Origin of the sequence: Bacillus sp. K2I17 (assembly GCF_002209985.1) — a bacterium.
Lineage (GTDB): Bacteria > Bacillota > Bacilli > Bacillales > Bacillaceae_G > Bacillus_A > Bacillus_A wiedmannii.
In genome coordinates this window covers 41,904-62,997 of sequence record NZ_NJGF01000018.1, presented here as the reverse complement: position 1 = coordinate 62,997, position 21,094 = coordinate 41,904, and the positions used below count along the sequence as shown (strand labels likewise).

The window sequence follows — 21,094 nt, the reverse complement described above, 5'->3', positions numbered from 1 at the left end:
TCCTATTTACACAATATACTTTCCACGATTTATAATAGCTTTCGCAATTTCTCTCTTTTTTGTAAATACGTTCGTGTATAAAGGCACTAATAATTGACGAATTTCAGCTAAAATTACGTGTCTATCTTGTTCTTCTGTGACAGCCGCTGCAAGTATAGAAATCGCTGCTTCTTCTACTTTACGATAGCCTTCTTCACAAATAACATCAGTTATCATTTGTTTCGTACGCTCTTTCTCTTCACCATTTTTACTAATTGCTTTACTCGTGCGTAAAAATGCTGATTCCATGACGTACACGTCCGTTAACATATTTGATAATACACGTGAATATTCTTGTTCTTGGTCAATTTTTAACCCTGGAGTTTTAGAGAGCGTTTTCAAAGATTGTTTCAACAATTTTTTCGCTAATAAAATGTAACGATGGTTTCTTTCAACATTTGCTACATCAACTTCTACTTCAGTATCTTCAATTTGTTCCATTTGCTTCATTAACATTTTAGCAACTGTTAATCTATTAATTTCGTTTGTTCCTTCAAAAATACGACTAATTCTAGCGTCACGATATAATCGTTCTACCTCGTACTCTTGCATATAACCGTAACCACCATGAATTTGTACAGCTTCATCTACGATATGACCAAGTGTTTCAGAAGCATTTACTTTATTAAGTGCACATTCAATTGCAAATTGAGACATTTTCTTCATAAGATCTTCATCACTCTCATGAATTGCTTCATCAATTACACCTGCTGTACGGTAGGCTGCACTTTCTGCTCCATATGTAGCAATGATCATATTTGCAATTTTCTCTTGAATCATCGTAAAATCTACTAATTCCGTTTGGAACTGTTTTCGCTCTTTTCCATATTGAACCGACAAACCAATTGCTTGTTTTGCTGTTCCAATATTTCCAAAAGCCAGCTTTAGTCTAGCGAAGTTAAGAATATTAAGAGCTACGTGATGCCCTTTTCCAACTTCCCCTAAAACATTTTGAGCAGGGATGACAACATCTTCTAAAATTAGGGTAGCCGTTGAAGAACCTTTAATCCCCATTTTCTTTTCTTCTAGTCCAATGGATACACCTTCACATGTTCTTTCGACAATAAACGCTGTCATTCCTTTATTTGTCTTCGCAAAAACAACGTATACATCTGCCATATGAGCATTTGTAATCCACTGCTTCTCACCATTTAACTTCCAAGCAGTACCATCTTCATTTAATACTGCACTTGTTTTTGCACTTAAAGCATCAGAACCAGCATTTGGCTCAGTTAAAGCATAAGCCCCAATCCATTCTCCAGACGCAATTTTCGGCAAATATTTTTCTTTTTGTTCTTTCGTTCCGTAATATATGTAAGGCAATGTACCTACACCAGCATGTATATTAAAGGAAACACTAAATGCACCAGCGTATCCCATTTTTTCTGCTACAAGCCCTGAAACTGCCTTTCCTAACTCAAATCCGCCGTACTCTTCTGGGACTTCGATACTTAATAATCCAAGTTCTCCAGCTTTCTCAAATAATTGACGAGAAATTTTATAGTTATGTTGTTCTATATTCTCCATTTGTGGAACAATTTCTTGTTTAACGAATTGTTCTGTCGTTTTTGCGATTAAATCTTCATCTCCTGAAAAATCTTCTGGCGTAAAGAAAGTATAATTCACATCTTTATTAAGTGAAAAAAATTCATCCCACGGTAACTTTGTTTTCTCCATCTGAATCCCCCTATCATTTCGGCCTTACTTGCTACTACGTATGCTCGTCTACGATGAGTGGAATTTCTTATTTTTGAAAACAGAAGGCGATGAATTGTCACATCAAGCAGTTCGTTTTGCCAAAGATGTATTCTCATCGCCTTAGTTGTTTTATCTATTGATCCTCTGATAATACTGTTTTTGCAATTCCAGTATCTAGTTCTTCAAAGTCATGATATGAAATTGTTTCATATAACTCACTTCTCGTTTGCATACTTGAAAGTGCATCTTTTTGAGAACCTGTTTCCTTAATTAAAGTAAACACATTCTCATATGCTTTCGCTGCAACACGAAGTGAAGTTACAGGATAAATAACCATTTGGAAGCCCATATTCGCAAATTCCTCTGCACTATAATACGGCGTTTTCCCGAACTCAGTCATATTCGCAAGTAAAGGCGCATTTACTTTACTATTAAATAGACGGAACTCTTCTTCTGATTGAAGTGCTTCAGGGAATATTGCATCTGCACCTGCTTTTACATAGGCGTTCGCTCTTTCAATCGCTTCATCTAAGCCTTCTACACCGCGAGCATCTGTACGTGCCACAATATATAAACTTGGTGCAACTTCTTTAATCGCTTTAATCTTTTGAACTAACTCTTCTGTAGTAACAAGTTTCTTACCATTTAAATGTCCACATTTCTTCGGTAATTGTTGATCTTCAATTTGAACAGCCGCAACTTTTGCTTCCACCATTTCTACTGCTGTTCTCGCTACGTTTAATACACCGCCAAATCCTGTATCAATATCAACAAGAACTGGTAAATCTGTAGCTCTTACTATATCCCTTGCTCTCTCTGCTACTTCAGTAGACGTCACGATTCCTAAATCTGGTAGACCTTTACTTGCAGTATAAGCAGCTCCCGATAAATATAAAGCTGAAAAACCTGTAGTTTTCGCAACAAGAGCAGCCATTGCATCATGAGCACCTGGAATTTGCAAAATCCCATTTGCTTCTACTAAAGCTCGGAAGCGATTCGCAAGCTCCTCTTGTGTTGACTGTTTATTCACAACCCAAGCCATTCTAAATTCCCCCTATTATTAATTTAAGAATAGATCTACAAATTCGTTTACATTCATATTTTCTAGTTTTTCTTCATTTAGACAAACTTCATGAATTTGTTCTTGTTGCTTACTAGAATAATGACCTGCCATATTTGCAGTGAATTTTTGAACAACTTTTGGAATTGCTTCGTCTCTACGGAAACGGTGACCAAGTGGATATTCACATTCCACATTTTCTGTTACAGTGCCATCCTTGAAATGAACTTGAACAGCGTTGGCGATTGAGCGCTTGTTCGGGTCAAGGTAATCTAAACTGTACTGTTTGTTTTCAACAACAACCATCTTATTACGTAATTCATCTACACGTGGATCATTTGCTACTACATCCTCATAATCATCCGCAACGATATCTCCTTTTAACAAACCAATTGCCGTAATGTATTGTAAGCAATGATCACGATCAGCTGGGTTATTTAATGGACCTTCTTTGTCGATAATACGAATTGCTGATTCATGAGTTGTAATCGTAATACGATCAATTTCATCTAATCTTTCTTTAATTTCTGGATGTAATTTCACAGCACACTCTGCAGCTGTTTGTGCATGGAACTCTGCTGGATATGAAACTTTAAATAATACATTTTCCATTACATAAGACTCTAATGGTCTTGCTAACTTTAATTCTTGTTTATTGAATAATACATCTTGGAATCCCCAGCCTGGTGCAGATAATGCTGTTGGATATCCCATTTCACCTTTTAGAGCAGTCATTGCAAGATGAACACCGCGGCTTGTTGCATCACCTGCTGCCCATGATTTACGTGAGCCTGTATTTGGTGCATGACGATATGTACGAAGACTAGAATTATCAATCCATGCATGTGATAATGCATTAAAGATTTCTTCACGTGTTCCGCCGAGCATTTTTGCAACTACAGCAGTTGTTGCTACTTTTACGTATAATACATGGTCAAGACCAACACGATTCAAACTATTTTCTAAAGCTAGTACACCTTGAATTTCATGCGCTTTAATCATCATTTCTAATACTTCACGTACTTTTAATGGTTCTTTTCCTTCTGAAATACGAACACGGCTAATATAATCTGCAACTGCTAAAATACCGCCTAAGTTATCAGATGGATGTCCCCACTCTGCTGCAAGCCAAGTATCGTTATAGTCTAACCAACGGATCATACATCCGATATTAAATGCACCTTTCACTGGATCAAGCACATATGACGTACCTGGTACACGTGTACCATTCGGCACGATCGTTCCTGGTACAACTGGTCCTAGTAATTTCGTACACTCTGGATATTGTAGTGCTAAAATTCCGCATCCAAGTGTATCAAGTAATACGTAACGAGCAGTACTGAATGCTTCTGCGCTAGTTACCTCTTTATTTAATACATAATCCGCAATTTCTTCTAATAATGCATCTTTTTGTTTAATTTCATTTGTTTTAATCATACTATTCTTCCCTTTCTGTCGAAAATTCGTTATTATTAATGATGGGTGTCGGTCAAACCCCCATCTAGCGGGCGGCGCTAACAACTCCCCAGTTGTTCTTATTTACTAAGTACATGTCGCTCGCCAACATAATTTACACGTGGACGGAACAATCGATTGTTCGCATGTTGCTCAATTACGTGCGCGCATAGTCCTACTGTTCTAGAGCTAAAGAAGATTGGTGTGTAAAGTTGAATTGGAATACCAAGCATCCAATATACTGGAGCTGCATAATAATCAAGGTTCGGATAAATTCCTTTTTCCTTCTCCATAATCTTTTCTCCAGCTTCACACATTTCATATAGTGTATAATCGCCTTTTACATCACATAACTGCTTTAAAGCTTCCTTCATCATCAGTGCTCTTGGATCCATCTTCTTCATATACACACGATGTCCAAAGCCCATAATTTTTTCTTTGTTATATAGTTTCTTCTGTAACAACTCTTCAAACTTCTCAACATTACCAGCTTCTAAAAGCATGTACATAACCGCTTCGTTTGCACCGCCGTGTAAGCTACCTTTTAAAGATGCAACTGCACCTGTTAAAGCACCATATAAGTCCGATTGCGTTGATGCAATAACGCGCGCTGTAAATGTAGAGTTTGGCATTTCATGTTCACTATATAAAACAAGGGAACGATCAAAGATCTTCTCCTCAAGTTCAGTTGGTTTTTTACCTGTTAACATATAGAAGAAATTCGCGCTATATGTTAATTCCTTAAGAGGTTCGATTGGGTCTTCATTATTTAAAATATGATAGCTATTCGCTACAATGTTTGGTACTTTACTCAATAATTTGTACCCGCGGCTTTTGTTTACTTCTAACGAACGGTTTTCGATATCATTATCATAACCAGCTAATGCGGACACACCTGTACGCAATCCATCCATCGGGTGCGTTTCTTTCGGTAATGCCTTTAATACGTTGAATACACCTTCTGGTACCGCGTATTCTTCTTTTAATTTCTTTTCGAGTTTTGCTTTTTCATCCTCATTTGGTAGATGTTCTTCCAATAAAAGGTGCACAATGTCTAAATACTCTTTTGTTTTTGAGAGTTCGATTAAATCATACCCTTGAATTACAATTTCACCTTTCACTGTGTCAAGAAACGAAATTTTCGTCTCCGCTGCCACTATACCATCTAATCCCGGGGAAAATTTTTCTTCAGCTTTCATCATTATTTCCTCCAATCCTAATAGATCTTCGTGCACATAACTGTAAGCCTTTACAAAATCGTGAAACTACATTTCTATTTCAATGTATCAGAGTTTTTAGAAGATTTCAATTTATTTTATAATGATAAGTTTCCTATACTTTTACCGATGTAACAATACAATTTTTCAAAAATAATTTTCATATTTTATAAAGAAAGGACAGACTTCTTTGTTCGCCTTATTAAAACAAAATATAAGGATGAATCAGAAAATCCTACAGAACATATCATTCTCCCATTTTTTTTAAGAAAATAAAAAAAACGAGCTGTACACATATACAACTCGTTTCTTCATAATATTTATTTCACTATCTCTTCAATATAATTCTTATATAAAACTTATTTACTTTTAAAAAAGTTATTATTTTACATAATTAAATTAAATTCCTACGTTTCCCCGTACTAACCTACAACTAAATGATAGTTTTGAAAGTGCTAAAGATCATCAACTTACATAATTTACCATATAATTTCCTAAAGACTATTCCTAAAGAATATCCAGGCTGAATTGGACTATTAACATGCTATATTCAGAATTCTTCCTTAAACCATTGTAGAGCGTCATGTTCAATTGAAATTTTGATCTTTGTTCCTCTCGTTTACGCAAATTCTTTTTTACCTAATCGCTGTTTTACAAAAATGACAAAAATAATGAAAGCGATTAGTCCTGAAATTGCACTACCTGCAAATAAAATACGGTAACCGAACATTTGCGAAACAACTCCAAGTAAAATCGCACCAAGTCCAATCCCTAAATCAAATGCGGTAAAGAATGAAGCGTTAGCAACTCCTCTTTTACTCGGATCAATAATTGTAAGCATCGCTGCTTGTAATGCGGGCTGTGCTGAACCGAATCCAACACCGTATAATGCAGCTGCGATAACTACCCCTATTAAACTATTTGAAATCGTTAATACAACTATCGCGATAATCGTAATACATAGTGCCGGGAGTATAATAAATACTTCTCCATACTTATCTAATAGTTTTCCTGAAATTGGTCTTACAATCGTTAAAGCAACTGCATATACAAGAAAGAATGTCCCAGGATTCACATCGATTGAAGATGCAAATAGCGGTAAAAACGTCGTAATTCCTCCATATGCAAATGATAAAAAGAAAACTACAATTGTAATGGAGAGAACCGATTTTTCAAACAACTGCATTTTCCCTTTTTCTTTTTGTGGTGTGAATGGCATTTTCGTCATGAACGATAATAGGACTGCCATAAAGGATAAAAGAGTTGCCAACAAGAATAGGCCGTGAAATGAATAATGTTGTACAACCGATAATCCAATCATTGGGCCGATCGCCATTGCAATTGTCATAGCCATCCCGTACCAACCCATACCTTCACCACGGCGTGAATCTGGAATAATATCAGTTATCGCTGTTCCAACAGCTGTTGTAGAAACAGCCCATGTCACGCCATGAATAACCCGTAAAACAGCTAAAAGAACAATAGTCGATGCTAAATTATAAGAATACATCGTTATCCCAAAAAAGACGAGTCCGAAAATAATAAAAGATCTTCTCCCATATTGATCTAACATTCCTCCGATAATCGGTCGTATTACAACTGCTGCTATTGTAAACATTCCCATCATAAGTCCAACTTGTGATTCATTGCCGCCTATCTCTTTAATAAAGAGCGGGAGCGTTGGTACAAGTAAATAAAATCCTGTAAATAAAAATAACATTGCGAAAGTCATTTGAATAAATGATTTCGTCCATAATCGTTCCATTAAAATTCCTCCATAAACACGTATATTCTTGCAATTAACACCTCCATTTTACATTTTCTTAGTCCCTTTTCCCTCCGTAAATAGACGTAACTTTTTATAATAAATGGTCCACCATCAATATAAATTGGTCTTACAACTTTATAAGTATACATTAGCCTAAAGTCCTATCTATATGTACCTTTATACGCGTGAAAAGAATATACTATTTTATTATCACAACTTAGGAGTGATTATGTTATGTGGGTATCTTCAAGAGTAACAGCCGTCGTTCCTTCGACTCCTGGGATACACGTTCCAGCCGTTCATACAGCTAGTTCCGATGTAGGAATTGAACTTCCTGCAACTTGGCAACAATATCAAATTCCAGGTCAAGTTACTCCCTCATTTTGGCATCATGGCGCACATCCAAGTAGTACTACCTTTTACAACCCCAGTTATACTCCATTGCCTCAGGCTCAAGTTTTTTATCATTTTCCATCAATTTATTTTCAAAATTTCTACGGTACTTTTAACATTTAAATTTAAACGATAAAAAGCACTTAAGATTGTAATTTTTACAAATCTTAAGTGCTTTTTTGTACTTTTTATTAACTTCTCTTATTGTCCATTATTGACAGGGGCTTCTCCTGCATTCCCGCCAGTATCTGGTTGTGTGGTCGCTGGAGGTGTTGTATTTCCTTGACCTCCTCCATTATTTGCTGGAGGTGTTGTATTTCCTTGGCCTCCTCCATTATTCGCTGGAGGTGTTGTATTTCCTTGGCCTCCTCCATTATTCGCTGGAGGTGTCGTATTTCCTTGGCCTCCTCCGTTATTCGCTGGAGGTGTCGTATTTCCTTGGCCTCCTCCATTATTTGCTGGAGGTGTTGTATTTCCTTGGCCTCCTCCATTATTCGCTGGAGGTGTCGTTCCTTGGCCATTTCCATTATTTTGTTCATTTTGTTTCTTTTCTTCTTCTTGTTTCTTTTGTTCTTCTTGCTTCTTCAGTTCCTCTTGTTGCTTTTGTTCTTCTTGTTTTTTAAGCTCTTCTTGTTTCTTTTCTTCTTCTTTGTTTTTCTCTTCTTCAGTTTTTTGCTTTTGATCTGGTTTTGGTTGTTCCGTTGTATCCGGTACGCTCGTATTTGGTGAAGAATCACGTTTTTCACCTTTTATACGTAGCTCACTACCTTCTTGAATAACACTACTTGGCATTTTAAAGCGTGATTTGTCAGTAGCAAACTCACTCATCATTTCTTTAAAGATCAACTGTGCAATTTTCGTATTTTTACTACTAATATACTCGTCTTTACCATCTTTCATATATCCAGTCCATACCGCCATCGTATATTGCGGCGTATAACCTGCAAACCAACTATCACGAGTCGCACTTTCTGGAATTTTATATTGAGCTAGTTGTTTTGAATCATAGTTTGTTGTACCTGTTTTACCAGCTACATCTAAAGAACTAATATTTGCTGCTGTACCAGTACCAGATGTTACTACTGAACGAAGCATATCAGTAATCATATATGCTGTAGAGTCAGCTATAACTTGTTTTGGTTTTTGCTCAAAACTTTGTGACTTGCCGTCTGGATAAACTACTTTCTTAACAAAATGCGGTTTTGCATACTTTCCACCATTACCAAATGTCGCATAAGCACCCGCCATTTCAGTTGGTGATACTTCGTTTGTACCAATAGCGGTAGATTCTGCCGGCGGTTTATTAAATGTAATACCTAATTTCTCAGAGAATTCCTTTGATTTATTAAGTCCTACTTCTTTTGCAGTTTTAACTGCTGGAACGTTACGTGACATTTTTAATGCTTCACGCATAGTAATTGGGCCTAAATGACTTCTGTCCGCATTTCGAAGTTCTTGTCCAGTTGAATATTTAAATGGAGAATCATCAATTTGATGGTACGTAGCCCATTTTAAATATTCAATAGCAGGACCGTAATCAAAGATTGGCTTCATCGTTGAACCAGCTGCACGATCTAATTCAATTGCCATATTATGCCCTTTAAATACTGCTTTATTTTCACCGCGCCCACTACCTATAGCACGAACCTCACCTGTTTTCGTATCCATAAATGTGAAAGCACCTTGGAATTTATCATTTGGATAATTAATAATATTTTCATTTAATATCCTATCAGCAGACTTCTGTGCATCTCGGTCTAAAGTTGTATAAATTTCTAAACCGTCAGAACCAATGTTAGCATCTGGCAATTCTTTTTCAACTTCTTTCACAACCGCATCCATAAATGCAGGATATGGCATTGCCTGAACAGTTGCAGTTTTAAGTCCATCTGTTACTTTAACTTTCGAAGCTTCTTCCATTTCTGCCTTCGTAATATAACCATGTCGATTCATTAATTTTAGTACAACATCTCTTCTTTCTGTTGCTCTTTGAATATTGTCCGTTTTCGTTGGATCATAGTTATTCGGTGCTTTCGGTAAACCTGCAAGCATCGCAACTTCTGGTAATGTTAACTCTTTTAATTCTTTACCATAGTAGTTTTGTGCTGCTGTTGCGATACCATATGAACGGTTTCCTAAATTAATTTTATTTAAATACATTTCTAAAATTTCATGTTTTGAATACTGTTGTTCTAGCTTATACGCTAAATATATTTCCTGAACTTTACGTTTTGATGTTTTTTCCATCGATAAGAAATAGTTTTTAATAACCTGTTGCGTTATTGTACTTCCACCTTGTGAGCCGTAATCTCCTTTAAGGCTCACCAACACAGCACGGGCAGTACCTTTAAAGTCTACTCCACTATGCTCATAAAAACGTGAATCTTCTGTTGCTAAAAATGCATTTTCTACTAATTTAGGAATTTGATCATACGTAACATTCGTCCGTTTTTCTTTCCCGTATTCATATACCAAATCGCCATTTTTATCATAAATTTTTGAGGATAACGGATTAACAAGTTTTGCTTTCTCAAGTTTTGGTGCATCCTTAATCATTACGAAGAAGGTAGCAACCCCCGCCACTAAACCAACAATACCAAGTAATAAACAAGTAATTAAAAACTTACGAAAGAATGAAGTTTTCCCTTTTGGTTTTTGTGTTTTAGAAGCTGGCTGTTTTTTCTTTTTAACTTGTCGTCGTTCCTCTCGAGAACGATAATTTTCTGACATGTTACTTTCTCCTGCCTTTCAATTCTCCCGTTGATTTACTTAAAAATATTGAGGTCACTTTCTAAACTGAAGTTAATTAAGAAAGTATATCGACCTGGAGCATTCAATATTTTCCTAATTCACAGATTATAAATTTTAGAATACTTCTTATACAAACTATTTTCACTTCTATTTTTCCTAATAATGCTGCCCCTTTAAGCATAGAATGTAAAAAGTGAATTTTTAATACCTCGTATAAATAATATACCTTTTTTTCAAATGGTCAATATTTTCTTATTTATAAATCAAAGGTGAAATAAAAATAGCACAACGATATGTACTTCGTGTGAACTTCCTTATAATTACGTATAACGAACATTTAATATATTGCATATAAGTATAATACCTCTTTAATTATAAGGATTTCAACACCACAACCTCAACATCTACAAGAAATTATTAAAAATGAGAAGTGAGGAGTTGCGTAATGATGAAACTATCTCCCGTGATTTCAAAAAATATAGTTGCTGTTGGCTATAATCCTTTTTCTATGATTTTGCGCATTCAATTAAAGAATGGAATGTATGATTTCTTTAACGTGCCTGAAAACATTTACACCGGTTTATTAAGCGCACAATCTAAAACTAATTATCACAATACTTATATTAAAAATTCTTACCGCTATACTAAAATTTAAACTTAAACAGAATGAAAAAAAGAAAGGAGGTAGTCCCCCTTTCTTTTTACAATCATTTCAAGACTTAGCTATCTTCTATTCCTCTTATTCATTTCATCATATGCTTCAATTTGTTTTTTTAATCTCCGGTCTGCTTTTTTATCATGTACAACTAATATCGCATGTATAACTCCTGGAACCCAAAATATTAATGTTAATAGGAAGTTAATTATTGCTTGAAATGGTTTTCCACAAAATAATACGGCTACTGGTGGTAGTAGAATTGCCAATAAATACATCATCTCTTGAAAACTCCTTGTTTTGTATTTTTTATCTCTCTTCTTTTCATACGCTCACAAAACCAATTATTTTTATATTTCATAAATTCCAATTAAGCATGAAAAACTTTTCTACTCTTATATATTCTATTCAAATGCCTAAAAACCTACTACTTCAATCTTACCACGTATGTAAAATTAAAATCCCCCTTCCTTTATCAAATGTGTATTTTCATATTTTTATTTTTTCTAATCTGTCTTCTTTCTCTATTATAGTTAATCCAATCGCAGAAATAATAGTTCCTATTGCTTGTATCCAAATACCAATGAGTGCTATTATCTTCTCATTCTTCTTATCAACCATACTGCCTTCATTTTCTATTTCGTTCTTTGATACATTAATAATACCTTGATACGCTTGAAGTCCAGCACCTAAACTTTGCAAAGAATTACCTAGTATTATAATTCTCTGTATTGCTTTCATCTGAAGTAAAGCTGCTTCTACTCCTAAAAAAGCACCAATCGATTGTAAACTGTTCCCGATAATTATGAGATAATCATTCTCTTTCAATTGTTTATTTATATTAAAATATGTTCCTATTACATTTGATATATTCCCTAATGCTAATAATTCAATGCCCATTTTATCAAGCATTTCACTTTTATTCTCCAAACACATATTTTGATTTTCTCTTTCAGCTTCATTTCCGGTATCATTACTCGCTATTATTTGTAATATATAACCGAGGGCTTGTAATGAGCTTCCTACAATTACAAGATCTGATTCAACTTTCTCTTCTCCAATAAATCCTCTTGTCGTCCCAATAGCCGCAGTAAGATTTCCTCCTACTTGAAACCATGCTCCTGTCACTTTTAAACCGCTTGGATTCATTTTTATCACCTATTTAGAAATTTTCTAGTGCTTTTTTCGCCATACACAAATGACATCCTTTATCTCATATTTATTTTCTATATGTAATTTTGTGCATTCTAAAATGTGTTAATCATACAAAAAAGCACCTTTAAGGTACTTTTTTTAGACAAAGCGTATATCACTGAAAATATGCTAATTAAAAGATACGTATACAATTCAAAATATATTTACATACATTCTGGGCATGTCAATGAAGCTCCATTTTTATCTATTGTTATATTTAATATATATTGAATCGCATGATGTGACCACATTTCAGGTGTGGGTGATTCATTTACATACTGTGGTGCACATGAATACAGCATTGGGCTCCTAATACTTCCGCCCGGATCTAAAGCAACTACAGCCATACCATAGGGTAATTCAAGTGCCATAGATTTCGTGATACCTTCAATTGCAAACTTTGAGGCACAATATGGCGCCAGCTCAGCTTCTCCCTCTCGGCCCCAACTAGAACTCATATTAATAATCATTCCTTCTTTCCTAGCTACCATCGCTGGGACAAATGCCCTAATTACATTTACTACACCATTTACGTTTACATTCATTACATTTTCGAATTCTTGAGCTGTTACTTTCCACAGTGGCGCATTTTTATTAACAATCGATGCATTATTTATTAACAAGTCAGGTGCTCTATATCTATGAAGTATATAACTCGCCCAATTACTTACTTGCTGGGAGTCTGAAACATCGATTATTTGAAAATCATGTATATTACCGTAATATTTTTTCAATTCTTCAATTTTATCTTTTGAACGTCCACAGCCATATATATTCCATCCCAATTCATGAAATCGATCAACCATTGCACGACCTAATCCTTGCGTCACTCCTGTAATCATTACAACTTTTCCAGTTTCGTTTCGCTGCATATACCTCTCCTCCTTTATAAAATTTTACACTCTCCCTTTTCATTCAGCCATTTACTAAAGTATCAACTCATTTCATACTTTAGTAGGAGTTTTTATGTAAGCAAAAAGAGTAACCATAACAGTTACTCTTGCTTATATATCAAAAAAGTCATTATTTATTTCGTTATTGCTTTTATATTTCAGCTTCTCTTTCCCGCATTTCTCACACAATATATAAAAGTTACACCTAGATTACCTCTTTTAAAATCTTCATTATCCTTAATAAAACCATATTTATGCTTACAGTGAGATTCATCTAAAAAAATTTTAAACCATTTTTTCAACATAGAACAGTTAACCTCTATGAAAGAATCTTCATCTATTCTGATTACCGATTTTTATTTAAATTCTCAATCTCATTTTGCAACTTTTTGAATTGTTCAAAATGCATAGTGATAGATTGACTATTTCCATAATCAACACTATGCTTCACAAATAAAACACCAGTGTCATGAAAAATTGCTTCCAGTTCTTTTCTGATGGATACTTTCATTATATGTGCTGTTTTAATAGCCGATAAAATTGCAATTTCATTAAACTTTAATTTTATTTCATTTGGACAAAATGCTTCTTCAACCAATATAACTTCATTGCTATAAATAAGTGCAACAAGATTACTTGATTTTGCATCTGTTAAATCTACTTTTTTTATAACATTATTCATTACATTTTGCCTCCTTTGATTTTGTATATATTAATTATACAATTGTTTTTTTAAATTAATCGACCTTACATTAATTTTAACATACTTTTATTGTAGGATTAAGCTACACTTCAAACGTTTTACTATTCCACAATTTTTGTTACATGAACCATTTGGACTATAAGGCCATATAGTAATGTTAACAAATGATTGTAAAGCGGGTGAAAACTATGCCCTCAGTTGTAGGGAATTTAGTTGTACAAAATAGTAACGGTTCATTTAACTTAGGCGATTTCTACAACGTTTCTCCGAAAGAAAATACGAAGGCTTATAATGGATCTGGTGCTTCAAACGTTGGTTTTGTTGTTAATACTTTTAATGGCGTGAGCGCGACTAATACGTTTGATTCTGACCTTGCAGATCAAAACCAAGTGGGTACAGCCTAATCCTATTTTTTCATCGTTCTGTTTAGGAATTTTAAATTTGTCTATACTATAATTAGGCTGTTACACAGCTATTATTGATTTTTGGAGTACCCTATCTTTTTCTCCCTTTCCCTGGGGCTCAGCAGCTAGTATGAAGCTAGCTGCTTTTTCGTTTCATTATTTATATCCCTCATCTAAAATAACGTAAAGGAAGCTAAAATTGAAATTTCAGCTTCCTTTACGTTATTTCAATAATATCAGAAGTATTAAATACGTAAGTTTTATAAAATGCGTCCGTACATATTACAATGCGCTTTAGCGGGTTTATATGCACTACTGTCATATAACTTGTAAGGATGTAACCATCTTCAAAATATGTCACCAATATTTCTTTCTCAGACAATAATGACGTTAATAATTTATCAGAAATTCTCTCTTTTGCTTCGTTTGTTAAGAGCGGTTTTTGTACTTTAAACTTCTCTCCAATAACCTTTCGCAAACTTAACAACTGTTCCGACATTACTGTAAATGGAACCCATTCTCTTTCTATTTTCTGCACCTTTACATCATTCATTTCTTTATCTCCTTGATCATTTATCCATTCAATTTCACACATAATGGTACTCAATTATTCTTTCATAATGCTAGGCTCATATTTATCCGGCATTAACAAGTAGTGAAGCTCCTACCTCAAAATCCGCTATATGCGAGGAGGTAAGACGAAAATCAACTGCCCGTTAACGCTTAATTGGTGAAAGCTAATAAATAACGGACGATGAACACCCTGCTTATTAAAGTTTCACTTTATTTCTTATTCGTATACTATCTACACATACAAGAACATTCGTTCTAATTATACACGAACCTACGTTCTTTTGGAATGATTTAAATTATATTTTTATCCATCATTTATTTTTTCTTCATCAAGTGAGCTTTTCACTTCTTATATAATAGGCCGTCCACATATCAACAGAAAAAGCGACTTCATACAAAGTGAAGTCGCTTTTTTCTAATAACGTATATTTCCATATTTACTTTTCTATCCTGACAAGCGTTCTTTCCGGGATACAAATCTCATCTATATTAAAATGATTTATTTTTAATTTAATTCTCCCACTCGTTCCTGATCTTCATCACCAACCCAACAACTGAATAATTCAAAATAGTCCCCCTCATTTAAATAACCTTCCATAATCGAGCATAAAGCTAATAGCTTTTTTTAGCTTCTTTCTTCTCCTTTTCACTTTGCCACTCAACAAGTTCAATGCCCCAGCTCGTTGAAACTTCATACGTGTAACTTGTTTGAAATTGAAACTCTTGTACAATTTCAAGCATACTTTCATCTGAAAAGCACGACCCAAAAACAATTACATCATTAGAATCTGGATCCGTTAACGGAATTTCTACATTGCACCCTATATAACTTGCTAAACTCATTTTTACTCCTCCAATATTCATATACAAAATACTTTATATGAATATTTATCTGCTCGAATATAAAATCCCTGCCTAAACTAAAAAGTTTTAATTTTTCAAGTTTATTAACCAACTATAAATGAAAGCATATATTATAAAGAACGAACTCACAAAATTTAAGGAATTTATAACGAACCACAATTCATTCCTTATGAATTTCTATGAAAAGAGAGCAATTTAAACACTCTCTTTTCGTACATAATGTATAAAACTATTTATAAATAATTGCCCCTTATTATTACATATATTTTGGTTGTACTATTATATGTAACTCCCTCTCTGTTACTGCTTTTTTTGGGTTACGAAAATACTCTAATTCGTATTTTAATACTTCATACTCAACCATCCCAATCTTGATCCCTTTCGTTTCTTTTAAAATAGCTAATAAGTTGCTTATATCTTCATCATACGATTCAAAAACCTTCCCTCCACCTTCTCTTTGAAAAATTACTTTCATATTTTCTCCTCCTACGTAATATATTTATCTATTAAATAATTTCTTTAAAAGCATTCTTTCCTCTGAAAATTTCATACTAAAAAGAACATTCTTTTTTAGTAGAATGCTCTGCTTTTCACTTCATTTAACATCAATATTTTTTCAATACTATTGTATGTTTCATTCTGCAAATTATGTTTATCCACTTCAATAAAGAAAAACTTAAATCACTTCAGGTTTTAATTAGCCCGCGCCAATCAGACTACATGCAAATAGTGGAATGAAATTAAGCAAACGAAACATTATAATATCAACATTCTATGAAGCATTGATCATTCCAATTTTTAAAAAATACATAAATTCCCATTGAAATTCTTAATATTTAAATGTAATATTATATTGTCTTACTATCTATTTATAACACACACACTAACTAGAAAAGGGAACCTATATAGGTTCCCTTTTCTAATTACAATCATTATTTCTTTTCTAGAAATTCAAATGTATTTTTAAATTCTTTATCATTCACTTTAATACCAGCATCTTTCAATAAATCATTAACTACTTGCTGTTTCCATTTACCTGTCGTATCTTGTAGTCTTTGCTGTTCTAAATCTTTACGAATTTGATCTTTTACTTCATCAAATGGCTTCAATTCTTTTTTATCTGTCACTTTAATAATATGGTACCCGTAAGTTGTTTTTACTGACTCACTTACTTGTCCTGCATTTAATTTATATGCAGCTTCCTCAAATTCTTTCACCGTTTGCCCTGGAGCAAAACCAGTTATTTCCCCACCTTGTTCTTTTGAACCAGTATCCTCTGAATATTGCTTCGCTAAAGCTGCAAAATCTTCTCCATTATTTACTTTCTCTTTCACTTCTTTAGCAGTCTTTTCATCTTTCACTAAAATGTGACTTACCTTCATTTCTGGTTTATAGTTATCTTTTACATCTTTTTCTGTGACAGTCGCTTTAATCGCTTTCTCAAATGCGATTTCTGGCTTCATTTTTTCTTTTAATTCATCTTCATTTTTCAATCCAACTTGCTCTAAAGTCGATTTGAAGTTGTCACCCATTTTATCTTTTGCTTCTTCTACTTGTTTTTTTGCTTCCTCATCTGAAACTTTATATTTATCTAGCAACGCCTTACTTAACACCATTTGGTATAAAGTACTTTCCCCATATTTTTGTCTTAATTCTTTACTTAACTCTTTCTCTGTAACATTTCCTACTTTTGATGTTACTACATTGTCTGAGGAACCACATGCCGATAATGCCAGTAGTACGCATGAAATAATTGTTCCTAAAAATAGCTTTTTCTTTTTCAATTCAAAATACCTCACTTTTATTATTATATAAGAATAACTATACAATGTACTTGTGTTAACAATGTGTTTTCCACATGTAATTCATTTCATTTGAATAAACTATGTATCTTGTTCTTTTTTGTTCAAATATTAAAGGTCATCTTACTATTTATCAGTAAAATGACCCTTTACGTATTCCTATAGATTCTTAATAGTTACATGTTCTTCCAGTATCCAATTATTTTGCCCGATATCTACTGCATTTTTGGCTCTTCCCCACACACGAAAAGATTTTGATCCATCAATATTTCCTTTATAATTTATACATTCAGGCTCTGCATAATAATTCACTCCATACCCAACAGGATATTTTGAAACTGCATAAAACCATTCTACATCAAAATGTTTTACATATACCCACTGTTTATCATTGCCTAAGCAAATCATATCTTTATCTGCGTCTTCCCAATAACCATGTAAGACTAAATATGGATTTTTTTGAGTGATTGTACCTGTAAACTGAGGATTCGTAGGATTTTCATATACGTTTATGCCATATCCATCAGGATATTTTGAAACTGCAATACCAATACCATTTGATTGCTGTGTATTCTCTTTGTTAAATTGAATAGATTGATTTACTTGATCCGAACCTATAAACCAAGAAAGCGACTTATTTCCTATTAATTGATTTAAATCACATTTCCCAATACCAGGAACATTTCCCGCATCAGTATATTGCCAAATATCACACGGATATGCTGGCTTATTTCCTCCATAACGAGGAATCCATACAAAATCAACTTCAATATTACGTGCTCCAAATGATACATACGTGTGATGCCCCACGTATAGCCCTACTTTTTTCGCACCTAAACGGCGTAATTCATCTATAAACGCTTGTGTCCCCCCTTGCATATCCATCATCGTTTGAATTTCTACGTCCACCACCCAAAACTTAGCAGATTTATCGCCACGACTCCAAAAATCTTGTGCCTCTTTCCTTGCATCAGCAATAGATATAAAGCGACAAAATGCATAATTACCAAATGGAATACTGTGTTTCTTCATTTCATTCACATAATTTTGATACATAAAATCTACCGTATTCGAGCCATCTTGAACTCTAGCAATAACTAAATCTAGCCGAGATGCTGCAATATCCCAATCAATAGTTCCATTCCATTTTGAAATATCGATAATATACCCCACTACAATTCATCCCCTTTTTAATATCATATTCAAAGCTTGTCTTATTGAAAGCCCCTTATGCCTAATACTAGCTATCTATAATATAAATAAGGAGAATCTATATTATTTTTCAAAACATATAATCTTTTAATTAAACTTCCACTAATTTTATTTATTTTTCATACAGCTCATTCACAAATTCGAGATATGCACTATCATCTATTAGTAAATAATATCAATTAATTAACCTTTCATTAGCGCTATTATTAGAAACGTTTTCATTATTACTACTCATCGATATTAATCTTCTTTAGACTAATAAACAAATGTATGACAGCTAACTTACTGTGTTTCTTGCGATTATTCTATATTCACGAAAATGATTTCCCTCACATTTCTTATATATTTTCAATTCAAACAGACTACTTTTACATACTATATGAAATTCTGTAACTCTTTCATCAGTGGCAGTTTCGTTCATTATTCACAGCTTGTTAACCTGTAATTAGCTAGACAAAGTAACGTTTATGCATACAAAAAAGACATTTTCTATTAATGAAAATGTCTTCTTACAATTTAGTAAAACAGTTTTGGTGTCAACTCTGTATTTTGTAATTGTGCACTCTCACCGCTCGGAACACAGCTTGTGGAGAATAAAATTGGGATATCACAAATGTCATCGTTCATTACATCATGAAATACATTTGCAGCAACATCAGTAAATGTTTGACATAAATTTGAAATATCATCATTAAAAAATTGAATCACTTGCGCAGTAAAAACTGGAAAGACAACATTTGATCCACCAGGAAGCTGCGGCTGTACAACAACTTGTTCAAAATAAGGATTATTTTCTAACGCCACTTGAAATAAATGAGCAATTTCAAATGCATCTAGTGGACATGGAAGTGGATTTACAATGTTATTTTCATTATTAGTTACAATAACTGTTACACTTACATTCCCAAATTCTACAAAAGATTTTAGAAGCGTTGCTAACGCTATCGCTTTTTCATTACTTAACGCATGCACTAAAATAATATAATTCCCGCCAACTGGAATTAGCGGACCAACTGAAACAGTTGGATCAGCACCAATTGAATTTTTTAACTCATTGAAATATGTGATCCACGGTGGTGAAAGCTGAGCTTGTACATTTTCTTGCACTCTTTCATTACCTCCTAATACAATTCTTACTACTATAATATGTATCAAGGAAAAAAGTGTATTAGATAAATTACTTATTTTTTGCTTTTACCTATTATATCGATTAAACATTTTATAGAACATTCTCAGTTTCCTATGCATTTCCCACATTTTCACCACGGCATAAAACCCCATATTATTATCAACTCAACTAAAATTTCATATTATATTAATACGCCTTTATAATCTGAACGAAAAAGTGCATAATAAGATGCTGCATATGAGGAGCTGATTTTATGAAAAAAAAACCTATCGTGGTTAAAGTTCCACCAAACTCAAAACTAAAAATCACATTTTTCGGTCCATGTAACGAGGTAATTACAAATGTTTCTATAATTAACCAACTTTCCACACCTAAGTGTCAAACTATTACGCAATATCCAAACTATAAGAAATACGAAACTGAAGTACGATCATTATCCAGTTGTTAATCCATTCTATTCACAATCCTTACAATTTGGTTAGCTCCGCGACTACGGGAATGGACCAAAATTACTCATTTCATGTTATTCCATTGATAATCTATTGATTTTTCACACGTTTTTATTAACCGAGCATATATTATCGTATGAAAATTATCCATTCATAAAACCTATCTTTCTTTAGAGCGTACTTTTTATGTATGCTCTTTTTTTTATTTATCTCGCATTCTGTACACATAAACCTGCTCACTTTTATATTTCACGGGCGATCAACCTATCTGCTGCTTATAAACAATTTAATCAATGTGTAATCAACAATACTCCTTTATTTATTATACGTTCACTATTCTGTTAAATTAGTGTATTGATTCAATCATCATTCATTAATATATTCCCCTTCTAAATTGACCAAATATGTATTAAAATTCTTTATATACTCAAGGAGGTCAAAAATGTTCAAGTTGCATCCCATACTACTCATCTTAGGATTTATTTTATTTTTATATAGTGTAATCGTCTTAATGTTTTTCCTTTCTATACAATAGCAATACCTACACAAACCTATGTTAAATATGTAATTTCTATATAGTAAAGAAAAAGCCCGTAATTATACGGCCTTTTATGTATTAATAAATTTAGATATCTTTTCTATTCCATAAGACTACTAGCAAATGTAATGCCTAAGAACTTTCACAACCATGTTACTTGTTTCGTTGTACTCTTTTTATTACCTGCAGAATATCTAATACTCATAATAAGCTAGCACTTTCAACCTTACATCCTAGCATGTAAAATTCTCCTGAAACAAACTATATTTAGCCTATTTACTTATATATTTTAGAAAA

General features: G+C 33.5%; 19 protein-coding genes and 2 pseudogenes. 4 read left to right on the top strand and 17 right to left on the bottom strand.

Features of this window, described 5'->3' with window-relative positions:
• Nucleotides 1-6 precede the first annotated feature (6 nt).
• The 5 genes from CER22_RS19720 to CER22_RS19700 all read right to left on the bottom strand — a co-directional run bounded on the left by CER22_RS19720 (nt 7) and on the right by CER22_RS19700 (nt 7,234).
• A complete protein-coding gene (locus CER22_RS19720; protein WP_088609407.1) occupies nt 7-1,716 on the bottom strand; it encodes an acyl-CoA dehydrogenase family protein in 1,710 nt (569 codons plus the stop codon).
• Nucleotides 1,717-1,870: 154 nt separating this feature from the next.
• Nucleotides 1,871-2,779: a methylisocitrate lyase gene (prpB, locus tag CER22_RS19715; RefSeq protein WP_088609406.1), complete on the bottom strand. Its 909-nt coding sequence runs from the start codon at nt 2,777-2,779 to the stop codon at nt 1,871-1,873.
• A gap of 18 nt (nt 2,780-2,797) precedes the next feature.
• Entirely contained in the window at nt 2,798-4,234 is a 1,437-nt protein-coding gene (gene prpD, locus CER22_RS19710; protein ID WP_000598118.1) for a 2-methylcitrate dehydratase, read from the bottom strand.
• Nucleotides 4,235-4,332: 98 nt separating this feature from the next.
• A complete protein-coding gene (gene mmgD, locus CER22_RS19705) occupies nt 4,333-5,454 on the bottom strand; it encodes a citrate synthase (RefSeq protein WP_137036222.1) in 1,122 nt (373 codons plus the stop codon).
• 634 nt (nt 5,455-6,088) lie between these two features.
• The gene (locus CER22_RS19700) at nt 6,089-7,234 is read right to left on the bottom strand and encodes an MFS transporter (protein ID WP_088609405.1); all 1,146 of its coding nucleotides are present in this window, start codon (nt 7,232-7,234) and stop codon (nt 6,089-6,091) included.
• Between the two features lie 237 nt (nt 7,235-7,471).
• Here CER22_RS19700 and CER22_RS19695 point away from each other — a divergent pair, with 237 nt between their 5' ends.
• On the top strand, nt 7,472-7,753 hold the full coding sequence (locus CER22_RS19695; RefSeq protein ID WP_060488674.1) for a hypothetical protein: 282 nt from the start codon (nt 7,472-7,474) through the stop codon (nt 7,751-7,753).
• Between the two features lie 78 nt (nt 7,754-7,831).
• Here CER22_RS19695 and CER22_RS19690 read toward each other — a convergent pair whose 3' ends face one another.
• A complete protein-coding gene (locus CER22_RS19690) occupies nt 7,832-10,360 on the bottom strand; it encodes a PBP1A family penicillin-binding protein (protein WP_088609404.1) in 2,529 nt (842 codons plus the stop codon).
• Nucleotides 10,361-10,826: 466 nt separating this feature from the next.
• On the opposite strand from CER22_RS19690, the gene CER22_RS19685 reads away from it, so the two are divergent.
• Nucleotides 10,827-11,036: a KTSC domain-containing protein gene (locus tag CER22_RS19685; protein WP_131933606.1), complete on the top strand. Its 210-nt coding sequence runs from the start codon at nt 10,827-10,829 to the stop codon at nt 11,034-11,036.
• A gap of 68 nt (nt 11,037-11,104) precedes the next feature.
• Here the strand turns inward: CER22_RS19685 and CER22_RS19680 are convergent, their stop codons facing one another.
• The 5 genes and pseudogenes from CER22_RS19680 to CER22_RS19660 all read right to left on the bottom strand — a co-directional run bounded on the left by CER22_RS19680 (nt 11,105) and on the right by CER22_RS19660 (nt 13,805).
• On the bottom strand, nt 11,105-11,317 hold the full coding sequence (locus CER22_RS19680) for a YqaE/Pmp3 family membrane protein (RefSeq protein WP_000990228.1): 213 nt from the start codon (nt 11,315-11,317) through the stop codon (nt 11,105-11,107).
• 208 nt (nt 11,318-11,525) lie between these two features.
• Complete coding sequence (locus CER22_RS19675) at nt 11,526-12,185, bottom strand: DUF6944 family repetitive protein (protein WP_088063293.1); 660 nt, start codon at nt 12,183-12,185, stop codon at nt 11,526-11,528.
• A 209-nt stretch (nt 12,186-12,394) separates the two neighbouring features.
• Nucleotides 12,395-13,102: an SDR family oxidoreductase gene (locus CER22_RS19670; protein ID WP_088063292.1), complete on the bottom strand. Its 708-nt coding sequence runs from the start codon at nt 13,100-13,102 to the stop codon at nt 12,395-12,397.
• Nucleotides 13,103-13,234: 132 nt separating this feature from the next.
• Nucleotides 13,235-13,428: pseudogene (locus tag CER22_RS19665) on the bottom strand (hypothetical protein).
• Nucleotides 13,429-13,469: 41 nt separating this feature from the next.
• The gene (locus tag CER22_RS19660; protein ID WP_001066867.1) at nt 13,470-13,805 is read right to left on the bottom strand and encodes a hypothetical protein; all 336 of its coding nucleotides are present in this window, start codon (nt 13,803-13,805) and stop codon (nt 13,470-13,472) included.
• A gap of 209 nt (nt 13,806-14,014) precedes the next feature.
• Here CER22_RS19660 and gerPF point away from each other — a divergent pair, with 209 nt between their 5' ends.
• Nucleotides 14,015-14,230 carry a spore germination protein GerPF gene (gene gerPF / locus CER22_RS19655; protein WP_001141565.1) on the top strand — a complete coding sequence of 72 codons (216 nt, stop codon included), beginning with the start codon at nt 14,015-14,017 and terminating at the stop codon, nt 14,228-14,230.
• Nucleotides 14,231-14,447: 217 nt separating this feature from the next.
• Here the strand turns inward: gerPF and CER22_RS19650 are convergent, their stop codons facing one another.
• The 6 genes and pseudogenes from CER22_RS19650 to CER22_RS19625 all read right to left on the bottom strand — a co-directional run bounded on the left by CER22_RS19650 (nt 14,448) and on the right by CER22_RS19625 (nt 19,788).
• A complete protein-coding gene (locus tag CER22_RS19650) occupies nt 14,448-14,783 on the bottom strand; it encodes a YolD-like family protein (RefSeq protein ID WP_088063291.1) in 336 nt (111 codons plus the stop codon).
• 457 nt (nt 14,784-15,240) lie between these two features.
• Nucleotides 15,241-15,646 (bottom strand): annotated as a pseudogene (locus tag CER22_RS34115) (hypothetical protein).
• 277 nt (nt 15,647-15,923) lie between these two features.
• Complete coding sequence (locus tag CER22_RS19640; RefSeq protein WP_087980343.1) at nt 15,924-16,142, bottom strand: hypothetical protein; 219 nt, start codon at nt 16,140-16,142, stop codon at nt 15,924-15,926.
• Nucleotides 16,143-16,599: 457 nt separating this feature from the next.
• On the bottom strand, nt 16,600-17,451 hold the full coding sequence (locus CER22_RS19635) for a peptidylprolyl isomerase PrsA (RefSeq protein ID WP_088063290.1): 852 nt from the start codon (nt 17,449-17,451) through the stop codon (nt 16,600-16,602).
• Between the two features lie 177 nt (nt 17,452-17,628).
• A complete protein-coding gene (locus tag CER22_RS19630; RefSeq protein ID WP_088609403.1) occupies nt 17,629-18,642 on the bottom strand; it encodes a glycoside hydrolase family 25 protein in 1,014 nt (337 codons plus the stop codon).
• Between the two features lie 555 nt (nt 18,643-19,197).
• Nucleotides 19,198-19,788, bottom strand: a complete 591-nt coding sequence (locus CER22_RS19625; protein ID WP_088609402.1) for a hypothetical protein — start codon at nt 19,786-19,788, stop codon at nt 19,198-19,200.
• A gap of 275 nt (nt 19,789-20,063) precedes the next feature.
• Here CER22_RS19625 and CER22_RS19620 point away from each other — a divergent pair, with 275 nt between their 5' ends.
• On the top strand, nt 20,064-20,258 hold the full coding sequence (locus CER22_RS19620) for a hypothetical protein (RefSeq protein ID WP_060488666.1): 195 nt from the start codon (nt 20,064-20,066) through the stop codon (nt 20,256-20,258).
• Nucleotides 20,259-21,094 lie beyond the last annotated feature (836 nt).